Source organism: Janthinobacterium sp. FW305-128 (assembly GCF_020858135.1).
GTDB lineage: Bacteria > Pseudomonadota > Gammaproteobacteria > Burkholderiales > Burkholderiaceae_D > Janthinobacterium.
This window is the reverse complement of sequence record NZ_JACYMK010000006.1, coordinates 301923-316653: the sequence shown is the minus strand read 5'-3', so window position 1 is coordinate 316653 and position 14731 is coordinate 301923. Positions and strand designations below refer to the sequence as shown.

The window sequence follows — 14731 nt, the reverse complement described above, 5'->3', positions numbered from 1 at the left end:
TCCGCATCAAGCCAGGCGCAGCGGCAAGCTGCGCAGGCGTTTGCCCGTCAGAGTGAACACGGCGTTGGCGACGGCCGGCGCGATCGGCGGCGTGCCCGGTTCGCCCACGCCTTCCGGATGCTCGGCGCTGGCGATGATGATGGTTTCAACCTCGGGCGTTTGCCCCATGCGCAGCACCGGATAGTCGTGGAAGTTGCCTTGCTCGACCTTCCCTTCCTGGAACGTGATCTCGCCGCCCAGCGCCGCCGACAGGCCGAACAGCACGGCTGACTCCATCTGCTGGGCGATGATGTTCGGATTGACGGCGATGCCGCAATCGATGGCGCACACGACGCGCTGCACGCGGATCTCGCCGTTTTCCACGGACACTTGCGCCACTTGCGCGACGATGCTGCCGAACGACTGGTGCAGGGCCACGCCATGCGCATGGCCGGGCGGAGCACTGCCCGCCCTGGCGACGGCTGCATCGAGCACGGCCAGGTGGCGCGGATGCTGCGTCAGCATGGCGCGGCGGAAGGCGATGCCGTCCTGCCCCGCAGCATGCGCGAGTTCGTCGATAAAGCTTTCCTTGAAGAATGCATTATGCGAATGCCCGACGGAGCGCCAGTAGCCGACCGGCACGGCACTGTCGGCGATCACGTGGGCGATGCGCTGGTTGGCGATTTCATACGGCATGTCGAATTCGCCTTCCGCCGTGGTCTTGTCCGGCCCCGCGCCGGGCAGGCCGAAATTGCGCTGCAGGTACTGGTGCGTGATGGAGCCGCTGACGGATTTATTGTCCCAGGAAGCGATGCGGCCATGCTCGTCGAGCCGGGCCGCGAAGCGGGCCAGCGCGGCGGGACGGTACATATCGTGCTTGGTGTCCTGTTCGCGCGTCCACACCAGCTGCACGGGCGCGCCATCGCACTGCAGCGCGATGGCCACGGCCTGCGCCACCATGTCCACTTCCAGGCGGCGGCCGAAACCGCCGCCGAGCAGCAGCACTTCAATGCTGACATCCTGCGCATCGACGCCGGCCACTTTCGCCGCCACGTCGACGGCGATGCCGGGCGCCTGCGTCGACACCCACAGCATCACCTTGCCATTTTTCACCTGCGCGGTGCAGTTGACGGGTTCCATGGCGGCGTGCGCGAGGAACGGCGCGCGGTATTCGGCCTTGACGCTGCGCAAACCTTGCACGGCTTTACTTTCCACCTCGCCGCTGGCGTGGTAGGCGTAACCGGCTTCGCTGTCCAGCAGGCGGGCAAATTCCGCATACACGCCCGCGCTGGACAAGTTCGCCTGCGGGCCTGCCTTCCACTGCGTCGGCAAGGCGGCCGCCGCCTGTCTGGCGCGCCACCAGGTGTCGGCCACCACGGCCGCGCAAGACACGCTGCGCTGGGCCAGCTGCGGCGTCAGGTCCAGCACTTTCTTTACGCCGGGCATGGCCAGGATGGGCGCCGCATCGAACGCGGACAAGGTATCGCCCAGGCGCGGCGGCAGATGCAGGGCAGCATACAGCATGCCGGGCGGACGCGCATCGATGCCGAAACGCGCGCTGCCGTTGACTTTGGACGGCGTGTCGCGGCGCGGCGCCGGCTGGCCGATCAGTTTGAAATCCTTGGGCAGTTTCAGCACGGGCGTGCCCGGATCGATGGCGGCGGCGCGCTGCGCCAGGCTGGCGTAGCTGGCGCGCCGGCCATCGGGGTGGAGCACGTCGCCATTTTCCGTGCGGCATTGCGCGGCCGGCACCTGCCACAACGCGGCGGCGGCCTGCAGCAGCATGGCGCGCGCGGACGCCCCCGCCTCGCGCATCGGACCCCAGCCATCCTTCACGCTCGACGAGCCGCCCGTGACGATCACGCCCAGTTCGCGCGCCGCCTTGGCCACCGTCCACTGCGCCAGCGCTTTTAAGCGGCCCTGGTCATCGGGGTGGAACGGCAGGCTGTCCTTGAGCATGGCGACGTTGCCGAAGATCTTGTCCATGGGCGCCTGGATCAGCTTGACGCTGTTCAAAGGCACGTCGAGCTCCTCGGCCACCAGCATGGGCAAGGCCGTGTGCACGCCCTGCCCCATCTCGCTGCGCGGCATGGCCAGCAGCACCGTGCCGTCCGATTGAATCGCCAGCCAGCCGTTCAGGGCCACGGCGCCATCGTGCAGCGGCAGCGGCGCGCTGCCGTGCAGGCGCTGGCGCGGCGGCAGCACGCCCCAGCCCAGCACCAGGGCGCCCACGCCGGCCACGCCGAGGCCAAGGCCGCCGAGCAGGAAACGGCGGCGCGACGGGGAGGATTGTGCGGCCATGGGCTGTCCTTTATAGTAGTGAGTGATCGATCCAGCGCTCCAGCATATCCTGTGCCAGCACCGGACGGCTATAAAAATAACCTTGCGCCAGCTTGCAGCCATGGCGCAGCAGGAAGGCCGCCTGCTCTTCCGTCTCCACGCCTTCGGCGATCACCGACAATTGCATGCTCTTGCCCAGCTGGATGATGGCAATCGCAATCGCTTCGTCATTGACGTCCGTCGAGATATCCTTGATGAAGGAGCGGTCGATCTTCAAGGTCTGCACGGGCAGCTGTTTCAGATACGCGAGCGAGGAATAGCCGGTGCCGAAATCGTCGATGGCCAGGCCCACGCCGATGGCGTGCAAATCATTGATGAAACCGAGGGCGTCGCCCGTGTTCATGATGACGGACTCCGTCACTTCCAGCTGCAGCCGCTGCGGCTCGAGACCCGTTTCCTGCAAGATGGCGGCCACCATGCCGGCAATGCTGCCCCGTTCGAACTGCTTGACGGACAGGTTGACGGCCATCTTCGGCACGTGCAAGCCCTGCGCCTGCCAGCGCATCATCTGGCGGCACGCTTCGTCGAGCACCCATTTTCCCAACTGGTTGATGAAACCGCTGTCTTCGGCCAGCGGGATGAAACGCGCGGGCGGCACCAGGCCCAGTTCCGGGTGGTTCCAGCGCACCAGCGCCTCGACGCCGACCAGGCGGCCCGTGTCGATTTCCACCTGCGGCTGGTAATTGAGGAACATCTCGTGCTTTTCCAGCGAACGGCGCAGGAACGTTTCCAGGCGCAGCCGCTCGACGCCCTCGCCCGTCATCGACGGCGCATAGAAGCGGTAGCCGTTGCGCCCACGCGCCTTGGCCTGGTACATGGCCACGTCGGCATTACGTATCAGCATGTTCAAGTCCAGCGCATCGTCCGGATACAGGCTGATGCCCACGCTGCAGGTGACGAACAGTTCGTGGTCGGCCACCGTGAACGGCTGGTCGAACATGGTCATCAGCTTTTCCGCCACCTGCGTCGCGCCGTACTCGCCGTCGATACCCTCGAGCAGCACGATGAACTCGTCGCCGCCCAGGCGCGCCAGGGTGTCGCCTTCGCGCAGGCGGGCCGCCAGCTGGCCGGCCACCTTCTGCAGCAATTCGTCGCCCACGTGGTGGCCCAGGGTGTCGTTGACGTTCTTGAAGCGGTCCAGGTCGATGAACAGCACGGCCAGCTGCTCCTGGTCGCGCGCGGCGCGCAGCAGCGCGTGCTGCAGGCGGTCGTGGAACAGCAGCCGGTTCGGCAGCGCCGTCAGCGGATCGTGGTGGGCCATGTGGTCGAGCTTTTCCTGCGACTCCTTGACCAGCGTGATATCGCTGAACACGCCCACGTAATGCGTGGTGCCGGCGCGCGCGTCGCGCACGGCGCTGATCGTCAGCCACTCCAGATACAGCTCGCCGTTCTTGCGCTGGTGCCAGATCTCGCCGCGCCAGAAACCGCTGGCCTTCAATTCGTCCCACATGGCCTGGTAGAACGCAGAGTCGTGGCGCGCCGAGCGTGTCAGCGAGGAATGCTGGCCCACCGCCTCGGCCTCGGTATAGCCGGTGATCTGCGTGAAGGCGGGATTGACGGTGACGATGATGCCGCCCGCATCGACCACCATCACGCCGTCGGCGATATGTTCGAGCACGGTGGCCGACAGGCGCAGCTTTTCCTCGGCTTCCTTGCGCGCCGTGATATCGGCATACACCCAGATGCTGCCCTCGTTGGGGCGCAGGGGATCGAGCGCGCAACCGCTGACCAGCGCCCAGAACAGACTGCCGTCGCGGCGCTTGTACTGGCGCTCCTCGCTGAAATCGCCGCCCGCGGCCATTGCCGGATACTGGCGCTCGCCCGCCTCCTCGAAGTCATATGAGGTCATGAACACGATGGCGGTGGAACTGCCCGTCATCTCGGCATGGCCGTAGCCGAACAGTTCCTCGCAGCGGCGGTTGACGGAAATGATGCGGCGGTGGCGCACGAACATCACGCCGAACATCACGTTGTCGAGGATCGCGCTCTGCTCCGTGAGCAGCGCCTCGATGCGCATCTCGTGGTGCTTGCGCTGGCTGATGTCGGCAATGATGCCGTCGATCCAGATGACGCCCTGCTCGCCCGCCTGCGGCTGGCCATTCTCGGCCACCCAGCGCTCGATGCCGAAAGCGTCGATGATGCGGTATTCGAGCGCATACGGCCGTTCGTCGGCCACCGCCTGGCGCACGGCGCGGCGGTGCTCGCGCCGGTCTTCCGGACAGATCAGGTCGGCCCAGGCATGCGTGGTGCCGCGCATGAACTGGTGCGCCGAATAGCCGGCGATCTCTTCGATGGCGTCGCTGACGAAGTCGATGGGGCCGTCGGGCCGGTAGCGGAAAACGGCACCCGGCACCTGCGTGACGATGGTGCGGAAACGCTCTTCGCGCTGGCCCACATCCTCGAACAGCTGGCCGATGGCCGCGCGCATTTGCTCGAGCTGGGCCGTCAGGCGACCCAGTTCATCATTGCTGTGCGACGTCAGCGGCGTGTCGAAATCGCCGTGCGACAGGCGGTCGGAAAAGCGCGTCAGGCGGCGCAGGGGTTTGAGCAGGCGGCGGTTCAGGAACAGCACGATCAGCGCCATCGACACGGCCAGCTGGGCGCCCAGCACGAAAATATAGGACATCTGCTTTTCGCGCAGCTCCTGCTGGCTGCGCGCGTCGTCCATCTCGACGACGATGTGGCCGATGCGTTCGCCGCGCACGAGAATGTCGCGTTCGGCGCGGTACAGATTGCCCACGGGCCGCTGCGGCGCCTGCAGACGGATGAATTCCGTGTCGCCCTGCCCCAGCACCTTCACCAGCAGCACGGCGCGGTCGCGCATCACCGATTCGACCAGCGAATGGGCCGATTCCGCATTCATGTTCCACAGCGACTCCTGCATGCCCAGCGCCAGGATGTCGGCATTGCGCTGCAAGGCTTCGTTCAGGCTGGTCCGCGCCGACTGGCGCTCATGCACGCCGACCAGCACATAGCTGCCGAAAATGGCGGGCACGACCAGGCCGCCGAACACCACCAGCAGCAGGGCGCCATAGATCGATGAGCCGTACAGCACGCGCAGGCTGGCGCGCAGGCGCTGGTAAGGTGAATTAAACATGCGGCAACAGGGCAACAGGGATCAGGCGGGCGATCATCGAACTTTACAGGGGAATTCAGGTGACAAGGCGGGAAGAAACTTTTTCAAAAGCAATTATGCATGGAAAAAGCGGGAAAAGTCACCAATAAACACGTGTCAGCATCCAGGTCATGCTATATAGACAGGCTTGAAAAACCACACGTGGGCCGGCGCGCCCGGGCGGCGCCAGCAAAAAAGCGCGCGGCTTGCTATCATCGCGCCACTTTACCTAGAGGAACCACCATGACCTTCTCCATCTACTCCGCTTCGATCCCCGTCTTCAAACAGATCCTGGGCAGCCTGGCCGCCATCCTGGACAAGGCGGAAACGCACGCGCAAGACAAGAAAATCGACCCGAACGCCCTGCTGCAATTCCGCTTGTTCCCGGACATGCTGCCGTTCGTGCGCCAGATCCAGATCGCCACCGACTTCGCCAAGGGCTGCGGCGCGCGTCTGGCCGGCGTGGCCGTGCCGCCGTATGAAGACAGCGAACAGAGCTTTGCAGAGCTGAAAGCGCGCATCGTGAAAACCATCGCCTTCCTGGAAAGCCTGCCGCAAGCGGACATCGACGGCAGCGAAACGCGCGCCATCACCACCGGCAGCGGCGAAAAGACCAAGCACTTCACGGGCCAGACCTATCTGTTCCACTACGCACTGCCGCACTTCTTCTTCCACGCAACGACGGCGTACGACATCCTGCGTCACAATGGCATCGAAGTCGGCAAGAAGGATTTTATCGGTAGTTATTAATAGTTGACGCCAAAAGTACCGGGGTCAGACCCTCGCGGCCGCCAACGCTGAGCTCTGCGTTGGCGTCCTTGGGGGTCTGACCCCAGCAGTTGCATTTGGGTTTGGCAATACAAACGTCAAGTATTCCGGCGCGGATACCCCTGCGCCAGGATGCGCACCCACACCACTTCCTTCTCCTCGTCCGTCATCGACACCCAGTGGGCCACTTCCACCACGGTGCGGCCGCAGCCGCGGCAAATTTCATCGAACGTCGTCGAGCACACGGCCACGCAAGGTGTGTCTGGACGCGGCGGCAATTCCTTGTCAGCCATCAGGATACCTTCGGCAAGCCGAGCTTTTCCCAGCCTTCGACGCCCAGCGCTTCCAGGGTGGCGATATTCTTGTCGAAGATTTCCGACGCTTCCGGGAAGGCCTCGACGGCGCGCTCGATGCTGTCTTCGCGCAGAAGGTGCAGGGTCGGGTACGGCGAGCGGTTGGTGTAGTTGCTGATGTCGTCCTCGAACGTCTCGGCAAACTGGTAGTGCGGGTGGAAACTGGCCACTTGCAGTTCGCCGGCCAGGTGCATGTCTTCCACGGCCGCGTCGGCCACATCGAGGAACTCGTTGTAGTCGAGGAAATCGTTCAGGGTGTACGGGTGGATCAGCAAGGTCGTGTCGATCTGCTCGGGGTCCGTGTCGGCCAGGGTTTGCAGCTCGTCCATCAGCATCGCCAGCAAATCTTCCGGGTTCTCCGACTCGCATACCACATAGCGGATCTGCTTCTTGACGTGCACGGCCTTGGCGAACGGGCACAGGTTCAGGCCGATCACGGCCTTTTCCAGCCAGGCAACGGTATTGGCGATGATGACGGCGTTGTCGTCGTCGTGGCGCGGCGGGGTGTTCATATACTTGACTCTCTATCAATAAGGCGGCCGGCAGCCGAATGGCCGGCCAAAGCCAAATTGTACGCACTCTTTGCGCAGTCTCATACCGGACGGGCGCCAAGCTTGCGCCAGCCTCGTCGCCATGTATGCTATAACAGCGGCCGAATCGCACATCTGGCAAATTAAATTTGTAATAATTGCATTATTAGCGACTGGAAACATCGCTATTGACGCCTATGTGCTGTCATCATGCTGACATAATTCTTGACTCCGGCATGTGGATATACGTACACTCGCAACTTGATCATGGGTCTGTCCGATGTTTCTCCGACGACAACAATGGAACACTATGCACGAAAACTCCTTTAAATCTACCGTCCTGGCGGCGTTGGCCCTGGCGCTTGCGCCCGCCCTCAGCCAGGCGTACGAAGCCGGTGTTGAGAGCGATAACGCGCCAGTCGCCGCCGCCGCACCTGCCCTGATCCCGATGACCGCCCAGGTCACGGCGAAACTCCCCACCCTCGACAACCGCCTGCAAAAGACCGACCGTCTGCTGAAAAATCTCAGCGACAATTCCGATCCGCTGCGCGAAGCCGACGTCTGGGGCCGCATTCGCAGCGGCTATGCGATTCCCGATATCAACAACCAGCTGGTGGCGAATCACGTCAACTGGTACGCCACCCGCCCCGACTACATCGCCCGCACCACGGCACGCGCCTCGCGCTACATCTTCCACGTGGTGCAGGAACTAGAAAAGCGCGGCATGCCGACGGAACTGGCCTTGCTGCCGTTCATCGAGTCCGCCTTCAACCCGCAGGCATTCTCCAGCGCCAATGCGGCCGGCATGTGGCAATTCGTGCCCGCCACCGGGCGCGATTTCAACCTCAAGCAAAACATGTTCAAGGACGAGCGCCGCGGCGTGCTGGCCTCGACCGATGCGGCCCTGACATACCTGCAGCGCCTGTATGACATGTTTGGCGACTGGCAACTGGCCCTGGCTGCCTACAACTGGGGCGAAGGTTCGGTGCAGCGCGCCATCAAGAAAAATCAGGCACTGGGCAAGCCGACCGATTTCGAAAGCCTGGCCGACCTGATGCCGGCCGAAACGCGCAACTACGTGCCGAAACTGCAAGCTGTCAAAAACATCATCGCCAATCCGGCCCAGTTCGGCCTGACCCTGCCGGTGGTCGACAACCAGCCGTATTTCACGGCCATCGACAAGACCAGCGACATCGACATCACCGTCGCCGCCCAGCTGGCCGAACTGTCGATGGATGAATTCAAGGCCTTGAATCCGCAATTTAACCGCCCCGTCATCATCGGCGGCGAAAAGACCAAGATTCTGTTGCCGCAGGAAAACGCCGCCAAGTTCACCACCAACCTGGCGCAATGGGGCCATGCCTTGTCGAGCTGGACCACGCACAAGATCACCAATGCGCGCGAACGCATCGAAACCCTGGCGTCGAAATTCGGCACCACGGCCGACGTGCTGCGCCAGGCCAACAATATTCCCCAGCGCACCAGCCTGCGCGCCGGTTCCACCATCCTCGTGCCGAAAACCTCGGCCACGATGAACAGCGACATCACCCAGGAAATCGCCGACAGCGCCACCATGCTGCTGGAAGCGGACCGTCCTGAACGGGCCGCCAAAGCGCTGCGCCGCGTCGCCAAGGGCGGCAAGGCGCAAACGGCACCGATCTCGCTGGTGAAGCCGCGCATCCAGCGTGGCGGCGGTAACAGTCGGGCAAAAGCGCGTCACTGATCGCCTGAGTTGTATTGACGCACTTCACCGGCCGCCACAGCTTTGCTGTCGCGGCCGGTTGTACATCCGCCCGACCCACCACCCCAGACAGGAGTCGTCATGGCTTTCTTGCAAGGCAAAAAAATCCTCATCACGGGCTTGCTGTCGAACCGCTCCATCGCCTATGGCATCGCCAAGGCTTGCCACCGCGAAGGCGCCACCCTCGCCTTCACCTATGTGGGCGAACGCTTCAAGGAGCGCATCACGGAATTTGCGGCCGAATTCGGCAGCGAACTGGTGTTCGACTGCGACGTGTCCAGCGATGAACAGATCGCCGCCGTCTTCCGCGACCTGGCACGCCACTGGGATCAATTGGGCGGCCTCGTGCACGCCATCGGCTTCGCGCCGCGCGAGGCGATCGCGGGCGACTTCCTCGACGGCCTGTCGCGCGACAGCTTCCGCATCGCCCACGACATTTCCGCCTACAGTTTTCCCGCCATGGCCAAGGCGGCCCTGCCCCTGCTGCATCCGGGCGCGTCGGTCCTGACCCTGACCTACCTGGGCGCCGTGCGCGCCGTGCCCTACTACAACACCATGGGCCTGGCCAAGGCGTCGCTGGAAGCGTCCGTGCGCTACCTGGCCGAATCGCTAGGCCCGCGCGGCATCCGCGCCAACGGCATCTCCGCCGGCCCCATCAAGACACTGGCCGCTTCCGGCATCAAGGATTTCAGCAAGTTGCTGGGCTTCGTGGCCGAGCACGCCCCGCTGCGCCGCAACGTCACCATCGAAGAGGTCGGCAACACGGCCGCCTTTCTGCTGTCCGACCTCGCGTCGGGCATCACGGGCGAGATTACCTACGTCGATGGCGGCTTTTCACAAGTGATGGCCGTCAATCCCGAAGTAGAGTAAGCGGTGACGTGTGCCGACCTGGCGGCATGCCAAGGGAATGTATCAGCTGGAGCCCGGCCTGCACGGCAGGCACCGCCGCTGCCCGCCGACATCGTGGCCATGCTCAATTAAACGGGCGAAATCTACGTATTCCTACTGATTTCAGATAGGAAACATCTTCAAAACGTGGTAGGACTTGCGTTTCTTCCCATTTAGCCCGTGCAAAACGGCGGCAAATACGGTATAGTGTCGTTGTGCGCTGCAATATGTTCCCTTGAAGCGATGGCAACACCGCAGTCATGCACTACAAACTTAGCAGCTTCGCAAGCCTTAGCGCATCCACAGGATGCCGCTTATAAAGCCCTCCCGCCTTGTGTGTCGCACCTGACACCGTCCCGGCGCAAAGCTTTTGTGCCGAAATTTCTTTTTAGTTGAGTCATTTCGTTTTGGTTGGCGTTGCTATTTTGCGTTCTGCTTTTTGCAAGAACGCTGATTTTTACGAAAGAAAAGAATGACATTTGAATCCTTAGGCCTGCATCCGTCCATCATCGCCGCTCTGACCGAATCGGGCTACACCGCGCCAACCGCGGTACAGTCGCAAGCGATTCCAGCCGCGATCGAAGGCCGTGACCTGCTGGTCTCGTCGCAGACCGGTTCGGGCAAGACCGCAGCTTTCATGCTGCCGTCGCTGCACAAACTGGCCAGCGCCGAACAAAGTGCCGCCGGCAAGACGCCGAACCAGGAAATGCAAGCATCGCGCGCCCGCGGCGAGCGTCCACGCTTCAAGGCTGCCCAGCCAAAAATGCTGGTACTGACGCCAACGCGCGAACTGGCCCTGCAAGTGACCACCAACACAGACAAGTACAGCACCGGCATCCGCCGCATCAAGGCTGTGTCGATTCTGGGCGGCATGCCTTACCCTAAACAGATGCAATTGCTGGCCAAGAATCCTGAGATCCTGGTCGCCACCCCTGGCCGTCTGATCGACCACATGGATTCGGGCAAGATCGACTTCTCGCAACTGGAAATCCTGGTGCTGGACGAAGCCGACCGCATGCTGGACATGGGTTTCATCGACGACATCGAAAAAATCGTGGAAGCGACGCCGGAAGGCCGTCAAACCATGCTGTTCTCGGCAACCTTGGACGGCGTCGTCGGCAACATGGCCCGCCGCATCACGAAAAACCCGCTGGTCATCCAGGTGGCAAGCTCGAGCAACAAGCATGAAAACATCACCCAGCGCGTGCACTTCGTCGACGATCTGTCGCACAAGAATCGCCTGCTGGACCACCTGCTGCGCGACGAATCGCTGGACCAGGCTGTTGTGTTCACCGCCACCAAGCGTGACGCCGACACCATCGCCGACCGCCTGAACATCGCCGGTTTCTCGGCTGCCGCCTTGCACGGCGACATGCATCAGGGCGCGCGTAACCGCACCCTGGACGGCATGCGCCGCGGCCAAGTCAAAGTGCTGGTTGCCACCGACGTTGCCGCCCGCGGTATCGACGTGCCGACGATCACCCACGTGTTCAACTACGATCTGCCGAAGTTCCCGGAAGACTACGTCCACCGCATCGGCCGTACCGGCCGCGCTGGCCGCAATGGCCTGGCCATCTCGCTGGTGAACCACGCTGAAGGCATGAACGTCAAACGCATCGAACGCTTCACCAAGCAATTGATCCCGGTCAATGTCATCGAAGGTTTCGAGCCGAAGAAAACGGCATCGGCACCACGTTCGAGCGCCCGTCCAGGCGGCTGGAAACCAGGCGACAACCGTGGCGGCGCGAAGCCAGGCCAACGCACGTTCAGCAAGCCGGGCGCACCACGCAAGGACGGCGCGCCGAGCACCGGCGGCGGCTACAAGGGTTCCAACCCGCGCAGCACCGACGGCGCACGCCGCAGCTACGGCGACCGTTAATCACGGCGCCATGCCGCCAGCAGGCGGCAGGCAATAAAAAAAACGGCCACCAGATTGCTCTGGCGGCCGTTTTTTTATGCCGATTGCCTTTACTTCTTCGACACCTTCTGGCGCGACAGCTTGCGCAGCTTGGCTTGCTCGAAGCGCGCATGCTGCTCCGGCGTCTCGAGCACCAGTGGCGGCACGGCCACCGGCTTGCGGTTGGCGTCCACGGCCACCATCGTGAAATAGCAGCTGTTGGCGTGGCGCACCAGGCGCTGCTGGATGTTTTCCGTCACCACGCGGATACCCACTTCCATCGACGTCGTGCCCGTGTAATTGATCGAGGCGAGGAACGTCACCAGCTCACCCACGTGTATAGGCTGCAAAAACATCACCTGGTCCACGGACAGGGTCACCACATAGCTGCCCGAATAGCGGCTGGCGCAGGCGTAGGCGACGCTGTCGAGGTATTTCAGGATGGTGCCGCCATGCACGTTACCGGAAAAGTTGGCCATATCGGGCGTCATCAAGACCGTCATCGTCAGTTCGTGGGCCGACCAGTTCATCGCGCTGTCCAAAGTGTTCTCCAAAGGGGAAATAAAAGTGAGGGGGATGTGAAAACCGGCCCCAGGGGCCGGTTGCCGGGACAGGCTGTTACAGTCCCAGGTTGTCGATGTCGGCCAGCGATTCGCGGCCCTTGTCGGAAATGTCGTGGCCCTCGCCTTCGGCGCGCGCCACGATGTGGGCTTTCTTGCCCAGGAAGTATGCCACTTCCGTGTCCAGCTTGGTCAGCGGATCGGCGGCGACGGCGCGCAGCCCCATGATGCAGCGGCGCAGGAACAGCAGTTGCTGCGCCTTATCGGTGATGGACAGACGGCCATCGCGTGCATAGCTGAGCAGCTTCAGGCCGGACAGGCGCTTGGCATTGCGGGCAACGCAAGCACTGGGGCGCTCGGTCTTGATGCCGCGTGCAACTTGCTCCAGCGCGTCATATTCATCGGTTGTTAATTTCTCGTTCTTCATTACTTTTCCATAAAAGGCCAGGTGTTCGGCCCCCATGGTACGCGCCCCGCTGCGCATCGGCAACAGGCAACGTGCATCTACCGCCGCCGGCCAGGCGGCCAGGCGGCGGAAACACGCGTGTGATGAGCGTTATTTGTAGCTGCGCAGCAGCAGCCATGCGAGGCCGCAACCAGCAACGGCACCCGCCAGGGCCAGCGCCACGAGGTGTTTGCTGGTGATCACAGGCCGCCGGCCCAGGTAGATTTTGTTATGCAAGGAATTGCCCACGATGGTCTCCTGTACAAGAATTTTTATGATGTCTCATTATAAGAACAGAATCGTGACGGCCGCATGACACTCGACAGTTGGGGCTTGATTTGTATCCACTCGGCAACATTTGTGGGCATTTTTGTTGTTTAAATGGCGTACCTCCGGCGAGGCCCGCGCCTTCCATTTCTGACTGGAAATAAACACGGCGCGCGCCTGCCCACCGCAGGCCTTGGCGCGGCGCCATGGCACGAAAACCGCTCAATGCATTTTCACGGGCGGTGGCGGCGGCGTTGGCTCCTCGACCGGCACGGGGTCGATGTGCGGCGGCTGTTCCGGCGGCGGCGTGAGGGGATCGCCTTCCGGCGGTGGCGGCATATCGGGTTCGGGCGTGCTGTGTGCACGCAGCGGGGAAAAATGGAATTGTGGCTGCATGGTGGCCTCCTTTGCCCCACTCTAGCCGATGCGGCCAAATCCTGGCGCCCGCCAGTGGCACGCTGCAGGGGAACTAAACGGCGTGGCGCCACTCCAACTTGGCAGGCATCCCCTACAGCACGAGTGCAAGCGACCCTATGGCGCGCAAGAAAATCCTCTTTATGGCCGAGGCAGTGACCCTGGCCCATGTTGGCCGCCCACTGAGCCTGGCCCAGGGCCTGGACGAGGAAGCGTACGAAGTGCACTTTGCCTGCGCCGATGGGTATGACTTTTGTTTCAGGCAAGCCCACTTCCGCCGCTGGCGCATCGACAGCATTTCATCATTGCAATTTCTGCAGGCGCTGGCCCACGGCAAGCCCGTCTATACGGAAAGCACCTTGCACGCGTACGTGGAAGATGACTTACGCCTGCTCAATGCCGCCCAGCCCGATCTCGTGATCGGCGACTTTCGCCTGTCGCTCTCCGTCAGCGCGCGCCTGCAGCACATTCCCTACATTACCGTCAGCAACGCCTACTGGAGTCCCTGGGTGCGCCAGCATTACACGGTGCCCAGCCTGCCCCTGACGGGCGTGCTGCCCATCTGGCTGGCCGATCCCCTGTTCCGCCTGATCCGCCCGCTGGCCTTCGCCTCGCATGCCGTCCCCCTGAACCGCGTGCGCCGACGCCATGGCCTGCCATCGCTGGGCAGCGACCTGCGGCGCATCTATACGGATGCCGACCGCACCTTGTACGCCGATATTCCCCAGCTGTTCCCGCCGCATGGCATGCCACCCACGCACGACTACCTGGGCCCCATCATCTGGGCGCCGCCGCTCGACTTGCCGGACTGGTGGCAGCGACCGGAACTGAGCAGCGGACGGCCGATCGTCTATGTCACGCTGGGCAGCTCGGGCCAGGGGCAATTGCTGCCGCGCGTGCTGCGCGCGCTGGCGCCCCTGCCCGTCACCGTGCTGGCGGCCACGGCCGGCACCATCCGCGTCGATGCCGTGCCGCCGAATGCCTATGTCGCGCCCTTTCTGCCGGGCGACGCGGCCGCCCGCCGCGCCAGCCTGGTGATCTGCAACGGCGGCAGCCCCACCAGCCAGCAGGCGCTGACGGCAGGCGTACCCGTCATCGGCATCGCCGGCAACCTCGACCAATTCCTCAACATGCACGGCATCGCGGGCGCCGGCGCCGGCCTGCTGCTGCGCGCCGACCGTTTCCAGGAAACCGCCCTGCGCCATGCCGCCACTCGCATGCTCGACGATGGCCGCGCCAGGCTGGCGGCGCGTCAACTGGCCACGGCCATGCGCGACTATGTGCCAGGGCAACGCTTGCTGCCCCATCTGCACGCCCTGCTGGGCTCGTCGCCCCGTGGTAGCCAGCCTTGACGGGCGCCGTCGGTTTTTCTTACAACGCGTCCGGCAACACCTGCACTGTGTCAACAAAAGCACGCCAAGTCATTGATTTCAA

General features: G+C 63.2%; 13 protein-coding genes. 5 read left to right on the top strand and 8 right to left on the bottom strand.

Annotated features, from left to right (window positions below; translation table 11 throughout):
• Positions 1–6: 6 nt before the first annotated feature.
• The gene (locus tag IGS60_RS15140; protein WP_230505281.1) at positions 7–2280 is read right to left on the bottom strand and encodes a xanthine dehydrogenase family protein molybdopterin-binding subunit; all 2274 of its coding nucleotides are present in this window, start codon (positions 2278–2280) and stop codon (positions 7–9) included.
• A gap of 10 nt (positions 2281–2290) precedes the next feature.
• A complete protein-coding gene (locus IGS60_RS15135; protein ID WP_070223898.1) occupies positions 2291–5416 on the bottom strand; it encodes an EAL domain-containing protein in 3126 nt (1041 codons plus the stop codon).
• Between the two features lie 261 nt (positions 5417–5677).
• On the opposite strand from IGS60_RS15135, the gene IGS60_RS15130 reads away from it, so the two are divergent.
• Positions 5678–6184: a DUF1993 family protein gene (locus tag IGS60_RS15130; RefSeq protein WP_034779265.1), complete on the top strand. Its 507-nt coding sequence runs from the start codon at positions 5678–5680 to the stop codon at positions 6182–6184.
• A gap of 116 nt (positions 6185–6300) precedes the next feature.
• Here the strand turns inward: IGS60_RS15130 and IGS60_RS15125 are convergent, their stop codons facing one another.
• A complete protein-coding gene (locus IGS60_RS15125) occupies positions 6301–6495 on the bottom strand; it encodes a DUF1289 domain-containing protein (protein ID WP_034749680.1) in 195 nt (64 codons plus the stop codon).
• Positions 6495–7067: a DUF1415 domain-containing protein gene (locus IGS60_RS15120; RefSeq protein ID WP_070311434.1), complete on the bottom strand. Its 573-nt coding sequence runs from the start codon at positions 7065–7067 to the stop codon at positions 6495–6497. The genes IGS60_RS15125 and IGS60_RS15120 overlap by 1 nt, the downstream gene beginning before the upstream one ends.
• 328 nt (positions 7068–7395) lie before the next feature.
• Here IGS60_RS15120 and IGS60_RS15115 point away from each other — a divergent pair, with 328 nt between their 5' ends.
• The 3 genes from IGS60_RS15115 (at position 7396) to IGS60_RS15105 (ending at position 11593) form a co-directional block, all read left to right on the top strand.
• Complete coding sequence (locus tag IGS60_RS15115; protein ID WP_070288666.1) at positions 7396–8808, top strand: transglycosylase SLT domain-containing protein; 1413 nt, start codon at positions 7396–7398, stop codon at positions 8806–8808.
• Between the two features lie 99 nt (positions 8809–8907).
• Entirely contained in the window at positions 8908–9696 is a 789-nt protein-coding gene (gene fabI / locus IGS60_RS15110) for an enoyl-ACP reductase FabI (protein ID WP_230505279.1), read from the top strand.
• Positions 9697–10186: 490 nt separating this feature from the next.
• Positions 10187–11593 carry a DEAD/DEAH box helicase gene (locus IGS60_RS15105; protein WP_035820280.1) on the top strand — a complete coding sequence of 469 codons (1407 nt, stop codon included), beginning with the start codon at positions 10187–10189 and terminating at the stop codon, positions 11591–11593.
• A gap of 89 nt (positions 11594–11682) precedes the next feature.
• On the opposite strand, the gene IGS60_RS15100 is transcribed toward IGS60_RS15105, so the two are convergent.
• The 4 genes from IGS60_RS15100 to IGS60_RS15085 form a co-directional block, all read right to left on the bottom strand.
• Positions 11683–12141: an acyl-CoA thioesterase gene (locus tag IGS60_RS15100; RefSeq protein WP_034750191.1), complete on the bottom strand. Its 459-nt coding sequence runs from the start codon at positions 12139–12141 to the stop codon at positions 11683–11685.
• A gap of 88 nt (positions 12142–12229) precedes the next feature.
• Entirely contained in the window at positions 12230–12598 is a 369-nt protein-coding gene (locus IGS60_RS15095; RefSeq protein ID WP_121670010.1) for a hypothetical protein, read from the bottom strand.
• 129 nt (positions 12599–12727) lie between these two features.
• Entirely contained in the window at positions 12728–12865 is a 138-nt protein-coding gene (locus tag IGS60_RS15090; protein ID WP_162995739.1) for a hypothetical protein, read from the bottom strand.
• Positions 12866–13105: 240 nt separating this feature from the next.
• Entirely contained in the window at positions 13106–13279 is a 174-nt protein-coding gene (locus tag IGS60_RS15085; RefSeq protein ID WP_162995740.1) for a hypothetical protein, read from the bottom strand.
• A 161-nt stretch (positions 13280–13440) separates the two neighbouring features.
• Between IGS60_RS15085 and IGS60_RS15080 the strand changes: the two genes are divergently transcribed.
• Complete coding sequence (locus IGS60_RS15080; protein ID WP_230505277.1) at positions 13441–14649, top strand: glycosyltransferase; 1209 nt, start codon at positions 13441–13443, stop codon at positions 14647–14649.
• Positions 14650–14731: the final 82 nt, after the last annotated feature.